Below are 14,763 nucleotides of genomic sequence, written 5' to 3' on the forward strand. Positions count from 1 at the left end.
GCCTGCGATTTGGGGCCGCGATCGATGCGGATCGCGAGACGACAGCAGGATCAACTCGTGACGGTCAGAACAACGCCGCGTAGAGCATCGCCGGCCAGGCCGATGAAGGTTCGCGATCGGGCTTTCGATCTGCACAAGACCGGGGTCGAGCGGTTTGACTGGCGCGACCCGTACCACGTGGCCGTGACGATCTCCTGGCCAGTATTCGCCGGACTCGCCTTTGGCGGTCTGCTCGCGCTCAATGCGGTTTTCGCGGGGCTTTATGTGCTCGAGCCGGGAGCCGTCCAGAACCTGCCGCCAGGCGACCTGGCCCGGGCATTCTTCTTTTCGCTCGAGACGCTAGCCACCGTGGGCTACGGGGAGATGGCGCCCCAGAGCCTCTATGGACACTCCGTGGCTGGGATCGAGATCGTGGTGGGCATGGCCTGGGTCGCGATCTTCACGGGCCTGCTGTTTGTCCGATTCTCCCGTGCTCAGTCCAAGATCCTGTTCGCCGACAAGATCGTGGTCGCGCCCCACAACGGCGCGCCAACGCTCATGGTCCGGATCGCCAACGGCCGCATGACCATGCTCACGCACGCCTCGGCCCGCCTCACAGTCTTGATCCCGGAGATCTCATCGGAAGGCTATTCGTCGCGGAGCGTTCATGACCTTCGGCTGGTGCGCGACAACATGCCCATCTTCCCGCTGACCTGGACAATGATGCACGTCATCGACGAAACCAGCCCGCTCCGCGGGCTCGGCCCCGATGAGCTCCGCGCGAAGGATGTGCGTCTATTCCTTACGGTGGAAGCCCGCGACGCCGCCCTCGGTCAAGTCGTGCAGGACCTCGCCGCCTTCCGGCCACACCAGATCGCGTTTGACCGTCGGTACGCGGACGCCGTTACCGTCGATGAACAGGGGCGCACCGCAGCCGATATTTCGCTACTGAGCGAGTTGGTCGAACTATAGGCGGACGCCCCCCACGCCGTGAATGTCCGGATGTTGGAGGAGCTGCAAGGTCCGAAACTGGCGCTGAGCTGCCGTCCGGCCCTCAATAATCAGCGCCACCGGGGCAGGTTTAGTCTCGCGTCGCTAGGTTCTTTCCGGTGGGGTGTAAGGCCAGAAACGCCTTGAGGATCTGGTTGAAGAAACCCGGAGGCACGAAGCCATAGTCATAGCGATCCTTGCGGGCGACTTTCCTGAGATCGTACCCAGGCCACAAAAACTCGTTGCCCTCCGTAACGACCACCCAAGAGCGCTGATCGTCCAGCCCCAAGTGACGCTTGACCGGTGCAGGGATCTCGACCGCTCCGCCTGGGATGGTCGGGGCGCTGTGCGTGATCGGGAGCACGGTGACGACCGTCGCGCCGTCCGCTTCACGATCTACCGCCAAGACGATCACGCTCGGGCGATCTTTGAGCCCCTCGTCTTGTCCGGCTTGGTGCTCGCGGCGCCAAAGATAGGCGTAGGCGATGACGAGGCCCGTCTCCGGGGTAGGGATCGTCGCCATGCGGCGGGACTATTTCGGGTCGAGTAGGGCGTCGAGATGCGCGTGGCGGGGGTCCATACGCGATCCAGCAATCGCTCTTACCTTTTCGTCCGATAGCTCAGCGGTCGCGAAGCTTTGGCGCTGCTCTCTGAAGCGCCTAAATTCCTCGTAGTCATCCGGTCCAATAAAGTAGCCCGTGACCTGGCCATGGCTCGACACGGCTACGACCTCTCGCTGAGCCTGCATCCGATAGCGACCAAAATTTCGGGTGAACTCTGAGGCGGGTACTACTGTTGCTGCCATCGGGACACTTTCCTCTCGCGCCTCTTAATATGCGTCAATTACGCGATTTACGCAAGTTACGCGGGTATGCGTTGATGGAAGAACTATACCGGTCGTCAGCACAAATTGGCTTCTCGCCGGGAACTTGCCATCGACGGCGCGAGCCGCCCGGCAGCTGAATGTCTTGAATTCGGCGGCATCCCAATGGCCGCTCATGGCGGATTGTGTTGAAAAACTCCATTTTTGGCGACCGCCCCCGAAATTCCGGGCCTCTGGCGGGACGTTTGAAATCGGACGCGGGGGACACCGTGCGAAATGACGCTGAACCCCTCAGTGCTCATCCCAGTTCGAGCACGGCGGCATCAATTGCTGATTTGGCGTCGCAAGCTCATTCAGGCCAATTTTTGAAGCCCCCGATTTCGGGGTTTATCAGCACAATCGGCGCAGAGCGCTCATTGCGCGGTTGGCAACCATGACAGGATCGACCGCGCTTGACCGTTACTGCCAGTCCAACAAGCGCCGGCGCCTGTCGGCCTTCAAAGTGGCCAAGGCCTTGTCGTAGGCGTTGAGTTTCGCAGAATTGGCCTCCTGGCGGGCAAACACCTTGTCGCCAAACTCCATCACCTGGCGGGCCTTCGGGTCATAGGTTGGCCACGTCGCAAGCCCCGGCCCGTTAGGGTCACCGGTCTTGACGAACCGCACCCAGGCCCCGCTCATCGCGGCCCCGAGGGCTTGGTCCGTGGCGTCTAACCCACTGATTTTCATGGATGGGTGTGCGAAGTTGTCGAGCGCGTAGACCATCTCGCTGGAATGGAAGCTACCGGCGATGGGGGGCAACCCGAAGACCTTCCAGGTGGCCCGGGTGAATTCATAGCGCCAGACCGGCTGGTGGTGGACAGACATCGCGCGGGCGGCCGATCGCGCGCTGGCGACGAGGAGCCAATCGGTCACATACCGGATCGCGGCTGGCTGCACCTCGGCGTCCTTGGTCGCCGGATATAGCGACAGCAGAGTGTCGGAAACGGCGGGATAGCGGCGCTGTGCGAAAACGCGCCAGTCCTCGACCGTCTTGATCGGCATGCCAAATGAGAAGACCGAGCCATCGTCGGCGGTCGTGCCGACGAGCAGCGGAACCCGCGCCACCTTCCCCGCGTCGAACAGCGTCATCGGCTCGTCGGGCAGAACGTGACCATCGACGATCGGCCAGAATTCGATGCCCCGGTCAGAGAACTGCAGATCGGTCCGGACCTGAGCCTTCGCCAGCAATTCAGCCGCCGACAAGTGGCGCAGGGCCTCGATATCGGCGCCCACCGAAAGTCCTTCAGCCTCGGCCGACCGTAGACCATAGGCCGGCTCGCGCAGGTGCTGCTGCGGATACCAGACATAGCCAGGGCTTTCGCTGATCCCAGACCGGAACAGCCCTTTCGCCAGCGGCGAGGCCATCAGGTAGAGCACGGACACTCCGCCGGCGGAACAGCCCATGATCGTCACCTTCTTCGGATCGCCGCCGAAGGACGCGATATTCGCCTGAACCCATTTCAGGGCGGCGATCTGGTCGAGCAGACCGTAGGCGCCCGACGTGCCGGAAGGATCCTCCTTCGACAGCGCCGGATGCGCCATGAAGCCAAACACTCCGAGTCTGTAGTTGAAGCTCACGACGACGACGCCGCGTCTGGCCATCGCCGCCCCGTCTTCGGCGGGGAATGCGCTGCTGCCGCCGAAGAAACCGCCCCCGGGGATGTCCACCATGACGGGAAGCCTCTCGCCCGCCCTGTGTGGCGGCGACCAGACATTCACCGTCAGGCAGTCCTCGCTGACGTGGGTGAGGTCGGTTGGCGGCCCCGGCGCGGGGCCCTGCATGCAGGGCGAGCCGAACGCCTCGGCCTTCAGGACGCCCTTCCAGCCGGCCGCCGGCTGCGGCGGGCGCCAGCGCAGCCGTCCGACCGGCGGCGCGGCGAACGGGATGCCCTTGAAGGTCGCGACCCCGTCGACGTCCAGCCCCGAGACCTCGCCTGAGCGGGTCACGACGATCGGCGACCGGGCCTCGGCCGGCAGCGCGGCCGCCACGGACGCCAGAACGAAACCGCAGATGCTGGCGACGGCGCCCAGTCGCCCGAGCGGCGACCGGGTCACGGCCCTGTGATATGACTCGGACGAACCGCGGGGCGAGGGGTTTGGGGCTAGTGCTTGCGAAGATATCGGCATGGGTTGGCTCCGCCTTGAGGGTGGAAGGACTCGCCGGCCACAAAAGCCCGGCCGCGCCGCACCGTCGCGGACGGCGCGATGACCGATCGCCGACCTATTGCCGATGAGCGCCGACCTTTTCGTGCGCGGCGTCGAGTTGGCCGGTGAGCCCGACTTCCATCTCGGCGCGCTCTTCGTGCGGCCGTCGCGGCGCGAGATCGAGGTTGGCGGGCAGGCCGAGAAGCTTGAGCCGCGCGTCATGCAGGCCCTGGTGGTGCTGGCGGCCAACCGCGACCGGGTGGTCTCCCGTGACCAGCTGATCGAGTCCTGCTGGGATCGTCGTATCGTCGGCGACGACGCCATCAATCGGTGCATGGCCAAGGTGCGGCGGGTCGCTCGGGCCCATGGCGGCTTCACCCTGGAAACCGTGCCGCGGGTCGGGTATCGGCTGAGGCTCGCGGCGCCGGGGGCGACGGCGGCCAAGAGCCGTCGGCTGCGCTGGGTGTGGCCCGCCTCCGTGGTCGGCGCAGCCCTTGTGCTCGCTGCCCTGGGTTGGTTCATGTGGCGTGGTGGCGCCACCCCGCTGACGGCGGATAGCCCAGTCGCGATCCGGTCGTTCCAGTCCGTCACGACAGACGCCGCCGCCCGCGTTTTTGCGGTCGGCGTGGCCGACGACACCGCGGGCCTGTTGACCGAAAACGGCATCGAGATCGTGGCCGTCGACAGCCGTCGGCCACACCTTGAGATCGAGGGAACTGTCAGCGCTGACGCCGGCCGGCTGCGCACCAGGGTTCGCTTGCGCGATCCTCGGGCGGACGCGATTTTGTGGTCGGAGGAATTCACCGCTCCGACGTCCGAGGCGGCGCGCCTCCGCTTCGAAACCTCCTGGCGCCTGGTCGCCGCCGCGCAGACGGCCCGCGAGCTTCTTCGTGACCGCAGCCGCGACCTGGATTCCGTGGCTCTGGGGCTGGCGTTACAGACGCTGGACTCCGCCCAGCAGTCGAGTTGGAAGCCGCTCAGCACGGCCGACGCGCTGGTGCGCCGCGCGCCGCTTTATGCGCCGGGTTGGGCCCTTCACGGCATGGTCCGGTTGGTCGAGTCCTCCTACGCGTCCGAGCCAGAGGCTGAGGCGTTGCGCCGGCAGGGGGTGGCCGACGCCCAGCACGCGCTCTCGCTGCGGCGCGACTTCGGTCCCGCCTACGGTTTGCTCGCCCTGGCCACACCGGTTCGGGACTGGACGGAACGCGCGCGCTTGCTGGAAAAAGGCCTGGCCCTCGCCCCAGGCCGCCTCAGCTCTACCATGGCCGACTTCCTGTCGAATAGCGGTCGCGTCGAAGACGCTCGGATGCTGAGCGAGCAGATCCTCGAGCGTGGACCCTCCCAGCCCGCCAACGCCGGCCAGGCTGTCGAAATTCGGTATCTCCGCGGAAGGACTCACGATGCGCAGGCCGGTGTCGACCGCTACTTGCCCATGCGCCCAGCCGACGCCAGCCTCCGGACGGCGGGGCTCGCTGTGGCCGTCCTGGCCGGAGATCCAGACCAGGCCCTGGCCATCTTGGGCGACCCGGCGCGCCGGCCGATCGACTTCACGGCGGAGACCCTACGCGCGACGACCGGCTTCGTGAATTGGCGGAAGTCCCAGACCGCGTCCGATCGCGAAGCGGCCCGCGCGGCGATCATGGCCGCCACCGGCGCGCGCGGGCTGCAGCCCGGCCTGGCCGTGCAGATGCTGAGCGCTCTGCGCGAGATCGACAACGCGTTCGAGGTCGCGGATCGCTACGCTCAAGATAGGCGGTTCCAGCGCCTCTATGGCCTGTCTCGGATCGGATTCCTATTCGGGCCGGCGACCGCGCCCCTCCGCGAGGATCGGCGGTTCGTCGACTTGGCGCGAACGCTGGGACTGCTGGACTACTGGCGGTCCAGCGCCCGCTGGCCCGACTTCTGCGAAAGCGAGCCGCGCTCGGTCTGCGCGGCTATGCGGGCCGGTCCTTCTGCTGGCCGCGCACCAGCGTCTTCCGTAAGCCGGCGCCCGCCGCAGCTGGAAATTCACCGCCGCCCGCGAACCGCGACCGCTCCCAGGTGAAGCCATGGGTCGAGGCTCGGTCGCCGAAGTCCGGAAGCCGAAAGCCGCACTCTCCCAAGTTCCGTCATAGGGTCGAAAGCCGCCATCCGCTGACCCCAGCGAGTGTCCGCTTCCTGGAGGTGAAGAATGGTCCGGAGGTGGCGCGGTGCAGCCATATCGACGGGCGTTCGCCAGGGCGAGGTAGATAGCTGACGGAGAACGTCGCTCGCTAAGCGCGGCGTGGATGCTAGGATCGGAAGGGGTGTGCGCAGGGGGCAACTTGTATTCGGTCCATCTCGATCAGGCCTGTTTCCCAGCTCAGGCCGACGACGCCGTTCTCGAAACCACCGTCGGCGGGGTCCTGCGTGCGCGCGCCGAGGCTTCGCCGAGCGCCGAGGCGCTGGTCGAAGCCGATATCGCTGGCGTGCTCAGGCGGCGCTGGACCTATGCCCAATTGCTGGCTGACGCCGAACGGTTGGCCCAGGCGCTGTTGTCGCGCTACCGCCCCGGCGAGCGGATCGCCGTCTGGGCTCCAAACATCCCAGAATGGGTGATCCTGGAGTATGCCGCCGGCATGGCCGGCCTGGTGCTGGTGACCGCCAATCCGGCCTATCGCCCCCGCGAACTGCAATTCGTGTTGGAGCAGTCCCGCGCGGCCGGCCTGTTCATGGTCGGTGAGTACCGCGGCAATCCGATGTCGGCGATCGCTGCTGAGGTCGCAGCCCAGGTCCCGGCGCTGCGTGAGGTCATCGACCTGGAGGACGCAGCCGCCCTCTACGCCGGCCATGATCCCTCCATCGAGCTGCCTCAGGTGAAGCCGACCGACGCGGTGCAGATCCAGTACACTTCCGGCACAACCGGCTTTCCGAAGGGCGCGGTGCTGCACCACCGCGGCATCACCAACAACGCCCGCTTCGGCCATCGCCGCTACGGCGCACGCGAGGGCGAGACCTCACTCAACTTCATGCCGATGTTCCACACCGCCGGCTGCGGGATGGCGACGCTGGGCGCCTGCCAGGCGGGCCTGCGGATGATTCTCGCCAAGCTGTTCGATCCGCCGCGGATGCTGGACATCATCGCGGCGGAGCGGGTGGACATCAGCCTCGGCGTGCCGACCATGCTGGCGGGCCTGTTGGAGGCCCAGGCCATCCAGCCCCGGCATCTCAGCTCGCTGCGGCTGATGGGATCGGGTGGGTCGATGGTGCCACCGGAGCTGATCCGCCGCGTGCGGGCCGAATTCAACTGCGAATTCCAGACGGTCTATGGTCAGACTGAGAGTTCGCCGCTTCTCACTCAGACCCAGAGCGATGACGCTCTGGAAGACGTCTACACCACCGTCGGACAGCCTCTCCCGCAGACCGAAATCTCTATCCGCGATCCCGGGACCAACGCCGTCATGCCCGTGGGCGCAGTCGGCGAGATCTGCGCCCGGGCCTACGCCGTGATGCTGGAATACAACGACGATCCCGAGGCCACCGCCAAGGCCGTGGACGCCGACGGCTGGCTGCACACCGGCGACCTCGGGACGCTCGACGCCCGGGGCTATCTGAAGGTCACGGGGCGGGTGAAGGAGATGATCATCCGGGGCGGCGAGAACTTGTTCCCCGCCGAGATCGAGAGCGTTCTCCTTGAGCATCCGGACGTAGCCGAGGCGGCCGTGGTCGGAGCACCTGACGAGCGCTGGGGCGAGATAGTCCTGGGCTTCGTGCGGCTGACGACGGGCGCCGAGCTGGACCGGGCGGCGCTGATCGCCCATTGCCGCGAGCGCATCTCGCCGCAGAAGACCCCGGCCCGCTGGATCGTGGTCACCGATTGGCCGCTGACCGGCTCCGGCAAGATCCAGAAGTTCGTTCTGCGCGACCGCTTCGTAGCCGGCGAGTTCGAGGTGGTTTAGGTCGTCTGCGGCGCATTTCCGTCCGCTTGGGTCGCTAGCGGACGCAGAGGAGAGGCGGCATAGAGTCTGCGCCTGGCGGCCTGGGGCCTTGGCCTTCGTCGGGACGAGGGGACCTAAACCGAACAGGCCGCGACGATCTCGGCGCGGAGTTCAGGGATACCCAGGCCCTTCTCGGCGGAAGTGGCCACCACGCGGGGGAAGGCGGCGGGCCGTTTGGCGATGGCGGCGAGCGTCTTGGCGGTGACCGCCTCGACCTCCGAGGCCTTCAGCTTGTCGGCCTTGGTCAACACGATCTGGTAAGAGACCGCAGCGACGTCGAAGGCGTCGAGGGCCTCCTTGTCCACGTCCTTAAGTCCGTGGCGGCTGTCGATCAGCAGAAAGGCGCGCTTAAGGTTCGGCCGGCCTCGCAGATAGTCGCGACCGAGGTTCTGGAACTTCTTCACCTCGCCCCGTGAGGCCCGCGCGAAACCGTAGCCCGGCAGGTCGACCAGCCTGAGCCTGCCGTCGGCGACGAAGAAATTCACCTCTCGCGTGCGGCCCGGCGAATTCGAGGCCCGCGCCAGGTGCAGGCGCCCGGCCACCGCATTGATCAAGGTGCTCTTGCCCACGTTGGAGCGGCCGGCGAAAGCCACTTCCGGCAGATCGGCGGGGGGGAGGCCGGCGATGTTCACCGCCCCCATCATGAAGCTGACCTCGCGAGCGAAGAGGACGCGGGCCGCCTCCAGGGCGTCGGCGTCGAAGACCTCTGTCACCCCGCAGCCTTGCCCGTGACGCGCGCGAAGAACTTGTCGATGGGGTTTTCCACCTTGAAGCGGCGCATCATCACGTACTGCTGGACGGTGGTGAGCACGTTCGACCAGGTCCAGTAGATCAACAGGCCCACGGCGAAGGGGGCCATGATGAACATGAACACCCACGGCATCAGCTGGAAGATCTTCTGCTGAGCTGGATCGACACCGGTCTGCGGGGTCATGGACGTGGTCAGCCACATGGTGATCCCGTAGGCGAGCGGCAGGATGCCAAGATGCAGCGTCGTGTCGAGGATGCCGCCAACCAGCGGCAAGTGGGCCGGGTTCCAGGGGATCAGGCCGAACAGGTTCCAGATGGTCGTCGGATCACGCGCCGAGAGGTCGTTGATCCAGCCCATGAAGGGGGCGTGGCGCATCTCGATGGTGACCGACAGCACCTTGTAGAGCGAGAAGAACACCGGGATCTGCAGCAGGATCGGCAGGCAGCCGGCCAGCGGATTGACCTTCTCCCGCTGGTAGAGGGCCATGATCTCCTGCTGCTGCTTGGCCGGGTCGTCCTTATAGCGCTTGCGAAGGTCCTCCATCAGGGGCTGCACCTTCTTCATCTTGGTCATCGACTCGTACTGCTTGTTGGCGATCGGGAAGAAGGCCACGCGCACGCAGACGGTGAGCAGCAGGATGGCGATGCCGAAGCTGCCCACATGGGCGAAGATGTATTCAAGGAAGGCGAAGATCGGCCGGGTGAAGAACCAGAACATGCCCCAGTCGACGGCTTCGTCGAAGTGGGGGATGGCGAGATTGGTCTGATAGGCCTTGAGCAGGGGTACGACCTTGGCGCCTGCGAAGAGATGCTGCGCGACGCTCACCTGCTGCCCGGGCGCGATCGTCCGCGCCCCGCCGGTGTAGTTGGCCTCAAAGACGTTGAGGTCGCCGTCCTGGGCGTCGCGGAAGACGGCGTGGATCTGCTCGGATGCGTTCGGGATCAGCGAGGCCAGCCAATACTTGTCCGTGATCCCGGTCCAGCCTCCAACGGAGTTGAATTCCTGGGCGGCGGCGCCCTTCTTCGAGAGGTCCTTGTACTTGAACGACCGGACGCGGCCATCGAGGTAGCCGATCGTGCCTTCGTGGACGATGCCGGACTTGCCCACCTCAGGCGGCACGCCCTGGCGCTGCACAGAGCCGTACGGAGCCAGCGTCACCGGCCCGGCGCCGGTGTTGGTCACTGTGTCGGTGAACTTGAACATGTAGTTCTCGTCCACGTCGACCCGCCGCGCGAACGTGAGACCCTGGCCGTTGGAATAGGTCATCACCACCGGGTGGCCGGGGCTTAGCGTCGTGCCTTGCGTCAAGGTCCAGACCGTGGTCGCGCTCGGCAGGCCAGGCACGTTCTGGCCGACCCAGCCGAAATCCACGAACCAGGGGAAGGCCGCGCCTTCGGGGCGCAGCATCTCGACCGGCGGCGAGTCCTTGGCGGTGGTCTGGCGGTAGCGCGTGAGGAAGAGGTCGTCGAGCCGGGCGCCGCGCAGGGAGATGGAGCCCTTCAACGCCGGGGTCTCGATCGGGACGCGTGGGCTGGTCGCGAGCGCTGCGGCGCGGGTGACCGCCGGCGGAGCGGCCATCGCAGGCGCACCGGGCATGACGGCGGCGGCGGCGGGTGGATGCGCCTTCAGCTCGGCCTGCCGGCGCTTGGCCTGCGGGTCGATCACGTACACCTGATAGATGACGAACAGGATCGCGGCGCACACGCCGAAGATGAGCAGGTTGCGGTTGTCTTCGGTCATCGAGGGGAGGCTGCTCAATCTTGCGGGGGTGGGGCGCGTGCAGGGTCGCGCGCGCGGCCATCGCCATCGGCGGCGAGCCTTATCAGCGCGCTTTTCACATCGTCAAGCAAACGCGACCAAGGGCGGGTGGTCACACCGCCGCGGGCCACGAAAACATAGTCGAAACCTGGGGACGCCAGCGCGGGAAGCAAGAGGCGGGCGGCCTCACGCAGGCGCCGCTTTGCCCGGTTGCGCTCCACGGCGCCGCCGATACGCTTGGTGGCGGTGAAGCCAGCGCGAACCAGAGGCCTATCGTCACGGGGGCGGGCCTGGACGAGCACGGCGCCGCGCGCGCAGTGAGCTGCTTGCGCGCAGGCCAGGAAGTCCGGGCGCTTCTTCAGGCGTTCGATTTTGAAGAGGGCGTCGGTCACGCCGACACCATAGCTTAAGCCGGGCTTAGGCGCTCAGGCGCTTGCGGCCCTTGGCGCGGCGGCGCGCCAGCACCTTCTGCCCATTCTTGGTGGACATGCGCAGGCGAAAGCCGTGGCGACGGGCGCGGACGAGACGGGAAGGCTGGAAAGTCCGCTTCACGGAAGGCTCCGGGGTCGAAAATCGAGCGGCGGTGGATAGTGGATCGGGCCGGCGGTGTCAACCTTGCGGCGCGCTACGCCCTCATAGGCGCGCCACCGTGGCCCCAACGGCAGCGGCGCTGCGGCCGGCTACAGATCCGGCCGGACGATCGTTTTGCCGACCACCTTGCGCTCAGCAAGGGAGTCATAGGCGGCGCGCCATTCGCTGAGGGGGTATTCCTTGTCGACACGGGGACGGACCTTGCCCTCCTCGGCGAGCTTCCAGATCGCCTCGTGGTTTTCGCGGCCGCGTTCGGGGTACTGGCGCCCGTATTCACCGGCGCGGACGCCCATCACCGAGAAGCCCTTGATGAGTGCGATATTGACCGGCAGCACCGGCAAGCGGCCCGACGTGAAGCCGATGGACAGGATGCGGCCGCCGAAGGCGATGCAACGCAGGCTCTCGTCAAAGACGTCGCCGCCGACCGGATCGTAGATCACATCAGCGCCCCTGCCGCCGGTGAGCTCCTTCACGCGTTCGCGGAAGCCGCTCGTCACGTTGACTGTGGCGTCGGGGGCGTATTCGGCGGCGATGGCGGCGAGCTTGGCGTCGGAGGCGGAAGCGGCGATGACGCGCGCGCCCATGACCTGGGCGAGGTCGACGGCGGCCAGGCCGACGCCGCCTGCTGCGCCGTGCACCAGAACCCACTCCGCGGGCTGGAGGCGGGCGCAGCGCTCGAAGGCGACGTAGGCCGTGAGATAGGCCACCGCGTAGCCGGCCGCCTGGCTGAAGCTGAGAGTGTCGGGCTTACGGCGCAGCCCCGCAGCCGGGAGGACGGCGAATTCGGCCATGCCGCCGCGGCCGCCGCCCGCGACCGCCTCGCCCGGCGCGAAGGCCGTGACGCCGGGGCCGAGCACGTCGACCTCGCCGGCCAGCTCCATGCCGGGGACGAAGGGGACCGGAGGCTTGTGCTGGTGCTCGCCTCGGGTCTGCATGAGGTCGGGGAAGTTGACCGCCGCCGCACGCACCCGGATCCGCACCTCGCCGGGGCCCGGCTCCGGCGTCGGGATCTCCTTGACGATGCAGCCGGCATAGTCGGGCGCCAACCGCTCCACGACGAGGGCGCGCATCAGGCGATGCGGCCTTGGAAGCCTTCGCGCACCAGGCCGGCCACCTCGCGGCAGGCGGTGTCGGCGGCGGGCACCGCGCCGGTGAAGGCCGTGAAGGCGTGCGCAAGGCTGTCGTAGCAGCGGTAGACAGTCGGCACGTGAGCCTCTCTCAGCCGCCGGGCATAGGCCTCACCCTGGTCAAGCAACGGGTCGAAGCCGGCGGTGACCACAACGGCCGGGGCCAGGCCCGCAAAGTTCTCTGCGCGGAGCGGCGACAGGCGCGGGTCGGCCGGATTGTCGCCCGGACCCATGTAATGCCCGGCGAACCAGTCCAGGGTCGCGCGGTCGAGCGGGAAAGCCTCGCCGTAGGTGGTCATCGACGCGCTTTCGCAGGCGATATCCACCCAAGGATAGATCAGAAGCTGCAAAACCGGCTGCGGTTCGCCTGTGCGCCTCAGTTCCTGGCAGACAGCGGCGGCGAAGGCGCCGCCCATGGAATCCCCCCCGATCGCCGCGCGGCCCGGCGGCGCGCCGAAGCGCTCGGCGTTGTCGCGGCCGTAGCGGTAGGCGGCCAGGACGTCTTCGAGGCCGGCGGGGAAACGATGTTCCGGCGCCAGGCGATAGTCGACGGAGAGCACCGGTCCTCGGGTGTCCTTCGCCAGAATGCCGCAGAAGGCATGGCAGGTCTGCAGGTCCCCGATAACCCCGCCACCCATGTGAGCGAAGATCATCAGCGGCGTTTCCGGCTCCTGGTTGTCCGGTCGATAGAGCCTCGCCGGAATCGCGGCCGCCGGCCCAGGGATCGTGACGGGTTCAACGCGGACGCCGGGTTCCGGGTCTCCGCTCATGCTGGCCAGAGCATCGGCGCTGGCGCGTCGAGCGTCCTCGGGTGACAGCGTTGTCATCGAGGGCGAGCTACGGGCCTGGGACGCCAGGTACTGCAGCCGGGGTTCGAGGGTCCTGCCCCCCTGATAGACAACTCCGGCGCCCGACATCAGTCGCAGCACCGCAACGGGCAGGCTCAGCACGGTGCGGACAAGCAGGCGTTGGCTGGCGGCGCTTGGCATGGTCAGGCGGGCCCCTTGGGCAGGCCTTTCAGGCCGTTGAGGATCATTCTCACCGCGAATTCGGCGGCGCCCGTCGTATCGACGGGCCGGCGTTCCAGCATCTTGTCGCCCACATCCCTGGCGATGGCGATGCAGGCGGCGGCCATGTAATCCGGGTCGGCCAGCGGGCCCTTGCGCTCGGCGATGGCCTCGGCCAGCGCGCCGCGTACGTCGGCGAAGACGGCCGCCATCTCGGGAGTCTCGCCCTGGACGTGGAGGTGCGGCTCACCGGCTGGACGGCGCGCGGCCCAATTCCTGTGTTCGTCCGCAATGAAGTCGAAGTAGGCGCCGATGGCCCGCTCGACAAAGGTCTCGAAGCTGTAGCCCTGGCCGCGCAGGCCTTTCAGAATTGGCCCGAACCGCCGCGCCCCGTCGTCGGCGAGGGCGGCGAACACCTCCTCCTTGGAGCGGTAGTAGTTGTAGAACGTACCTGCCGCGAGGCCCGTGCGGCGGATGATGTCGCGGACCGTGGCGGTCTCATAGCCCAACTCGCCGAATACCTCCCGCGCAGCGTCGAGAATGGCCTGGCGATTGGCCACCTTGGTCTGCTCACGTTTGCCGACGGTCAGGGAAGCGGGGAGATAAGCGACCTGGGTCATGGGTCCTTTCGGAGACTCAAAAGTGACACGCGTCATCCTAAGGGGTCTCGCCCCGAAAAGCCAAGGCTAGACGGTCCGTTGGGCGCGATCCTTTTCGTTCGCCGAGCGGATGGAGTCGCGGGCGGCCTCCCACTCGGCGTCACCCCATTCGGACAGGCGATTGAAGCCGCCGCCGCTGCGCAGGTGCGATCCGCCGTCGATGGCGATCGTCTGACCGTTCACGTAGGCCGAGCCCGGGTCGAGCAGGTAGACGGCCAGGTTGGCGAGTTCGCGCATCTCGCCGTTGCGATCGAGCGGGATCGTGGGATCCTTTTTTTCTGAAGCCGTGCCGGCGCCCGGGTTCAGCCGCGCCCAGGCGCCTTCGGTTGGGAAGGGGCCAGGGGCGATGGCGTTGAAGCGGATGCCTCGGTTGCCCCACTCCACGGCCAGCGATTGAGTCATGACGTTGAGGCCTGCCTTCGACATGGCCGAGGGCACGGTGAAGGGGCCGCCGTTCCACACCCAGGTCGTCAGGATCGAAACCACGGAGGCGTGCTTGCCTTCCTTGAGCCAGCGCTTGCCGCACTCCAGCGTCACGAAGAAGGAGCCGCGGAAGACGATGTTCGAGATAGCGTCGAAGCCGCGGGCGGAAAGGTCCTCGGTGCGGCTGATGAAATTGCCGGCGGCGTTGTTGACGAGGCCCGTCAGCGCCCCGCCGTCGGCCCAGACGGCGTCGATCATCTCGGCGATCGCCTCGGGCACGCGGATGTCGCAGGCCAGGCCCACACACTTTCCGCCGTGGGCGTCGGTGAGTTCCTTGGCGGCGGCCTCGACCACGCCGCCGCGCCGCCCGCAGATATAGACCTCGGCGCCCAGGAGCAGGCAGGCCTCGGCCATCACCTTGCCAAGGCCGGTGCCCCCGCCGGTGATCAGGATCCGCTGGCCCTTCATCAGGCCAGGGCGGAACATCAGCTGGTCCTGGGTGAGCTCGGCCATCG

At 67.1% G+C, this 14,763-nt stretch carries 13 protein-coding genes; 3 read left to right on the forward strand and 10 right to left on the reverse strand.

The window, feature by feature from the left end:
- Positions 1–57 precede the first annotated feature (57 nt).
- Positions 58–951, forward strand: a complete 894-nt coding sequence (locus VGI62_RS01135) for an ion channel (RefSeq protein WP_331502547.1) — start codon at positions 58–60, stop codon at positions 949–951.
- Between the two features lie 109 nt (positions 952–1,060).
- Here VGI62_RS01135 and VGI62_RS01140 read toward each other — a convergent pair whose 3' ends face one another.
- Complete coding sequence (locus VGI62_RS01140; protein ID WP_331502548.1) at positions 1,061–1,492, reverse strand: growth inhibitor PemK; 432 nt, start codon at positions 1,490–1,492, stop codon at positions 1,061–1,063.
- 759 nt (positions 1,493–2,251) lie between these two features.
- Positions 2,252–3,886: a carboxylesterase/lipase family protein gene (locus VGI62_RS01145; protein WP_331502549.1), complete on the reverse strand. Its 1,635-nt coding sequence runs from the start codon at positions 3,884–3,886 to the stop codon at positions 2,252–2,254.
- A gap of 175 nt (positions 3,887–4,061) precedes the next feature.
- Between VGI62_RS01145 and VGI62_RS01150 the strand changes: the two genes are divergently transcribed.
- Positions 4,062–6,020 (forward strand): winged helix-turn-helix domain-containing protein, encoded by a 1,959-nt coding sequence (locus VGI62_RS01150; protein WP_331502550.1) that lies wholly within the window; start codon positions 4,062–4,064, stop codon positions 6,018–6,020.
- Positions 6,021–6,279: 259 nt separating this feature from the next.
- Positions 6,280–7,893, forward strand: coding sequence for an AMP-binding protein (locus tag VGI62_RS01155; RefSeq protein ID WP_331502551.1), 1,614 nt, complete (start codon positions 6,280–6,282; stop codon positions 7,891–7,893).
- Between the two features lie 113 nt (positions 7,894–8,006).
- On the opposite strand, the gene yihA is transcribed toward VGI62_RS01155, so the two are convergent.
- The 8 genes from yihA to VGI62_RS01195 form a co-directional block, all read right to left on the reverse strand.
- Positions 8,007–8,645 (reverse strand): ribosome biogenesis GTP-binding protein YihA/YsxC, encoded by a 639-nt coding sequence (yihA, locus tag VGI62_RS01160; RefSeq protein ID WP_331502552.1) that lies wholly within the window; start codon positions 8,643–8,645, stop codon positions 8,007–8,009.
- The gene (gene yidC, locus VGI62_RS01165; protein WP_331502553.1) at positions 8,642–10,423 is read right to left on the reverse strand and encodes a membrane protein insertase YidC; all 1,782 of its coding nucleotides are present in this window, start codon (positions 10,421–10,423) and stop codon (positions 8,642–8,644) included. The genes yihA and yidC overlap by 4 nt, the downstream gene beginning before the upstream one ends.
- Positions 10,424–10,437: 14 nt before the next feature.
- Complete coding sequence (gene rnpA, locus VGI62_RS01170) at positions 10,438–10,833, reverse strand: ribonuclease P protein component (protein WP_331502554.1); 396 nt, start codon at positions 10,831–10,833, stop codon at positions 10,438–10,440.
- A gap of 25 nt (positions 10,834–10,858) precedes the next feature.
- A complete protein-coding gene (gene rpmH, locus VGI62_RS01175) occupies positions 10,859–10,993 on the reverse strand; it encodes a 50S ribosomal protein L34 (RefSeq protein WP_111457208.1) in 135 nt (44 codons plus the stop codon).
- A 128-nt stretch (positions 10,994–11,121) separates the two neighbouring features.
- Positions 11,122–12,102, reverse strand: a complete 981-nt coding sequence (locus VGI62_RS01180) for an NADPH:quinone oxidoreductase family protein (RefSeq protein ID WP_331502555.1) — start codon at positions 12,100–12,102, stop codon at positions 11,122–11,124.
- Entirely contained in the window at positions 12,102–13,148 is a 1,047-nt protein-coding gene (locus VGI62_RS01185; RefSeq protein WP_331502556.1) for an alpha/beta hydrolase, read from the reverse strand. Before VGI62_RS01185 ends, VGI62_RS01180 begins: the two co-directional genes overlap by 1 nt.
- Before the next feature lie 2 nt (positions 13,149–13,150).
- Entirely contained in the window at positions 13,151–13,786 is a 636-nt protein-coding gene (locus tag VGI62_RS01190; RefSeq protein WP_331502557.1) for a TetR/AcrR family transcriptional regulator, read from the reverse strand.
- A gap of 66 nt (positions 13,787–13,852) precedes the next feature.
- Positions 13,853–14,761, reverse strand: a complete 909-nt coding sequence (locus VGI62_RS01195; protein WP_331502558.1) for an SDR family oxidoreductase — start codon at positions 14,759–14,761, stop codon at positions 13,853–13,855.
- Positions 14,762–14,763 lie beyond the last annotated feature (2 nt).

Origin of the sequence: Phenylobacterium sp., assembly GCF_036495085.1 — a bacterium.
GTDB lineage: Bacteria > Pseudomonadota > Alphaproteobacteria > Caulobacterales > Caulobacteraceae > Phenylobacterium.

What these genes read in the sequence shown, in the direction of transcription:
- VGI62_RS01180 (WP_331502555.1), bottom strand. Translation starts at nt 12,102, where the DNA reads ATGCGCGCCCTCGTCGTGGAGCGGTTGGCGCCCGACTATGCCGGCTGC.
- VGI62_RS01140 (WP_331502548.1), bottom strand. Translation starts at nt 1,492, where the DNA reads ATGGCGACGATCCCTACCCCGGAGACGGGCCTCGTCATCGCCTACGCC.
- VGI62_RS01190 (WP_331502557.1), bottom strand. Translation starts at nt 13,786, where the DNA reads ATGACCCAGGTCGCTTATCTCCCCGCTTCCCTGACCGTCGGCAAACGT.
- yidC (WP_331502553.1), bottom strand. Translation starts at nt 10,423, where the DNA reads ATGACCGAAGACAACCGCAACCTGCTCATCTTCGGCGTGTGCGCCGCG.
- VGI62_RS01185 (WP_331502556.1), bottom strand. Translation starts at nt 13,148, where the DNA reads ATGCCAAGCGCCGCCAGCCAACGCCTGCTTGTCCGCACCGTGCTGAGC.
- VGI62_RS01195 (WP_331502558.1), bottom strand. Translation starts at nt 14,761, where the DNA reads ATGGCCGAGCTCACCCAGGACCAGCTGATGTTCCGCCCTGGCCTGATG.
- VGI62_RS01150 (WP_331502550.1), top strand. Translation starts at nt 4,062, where the DNA reads ATGAGCGCCGACCTTTTCGTGCGCGGCGTCGAGTTGGCCGGTGAGCCC.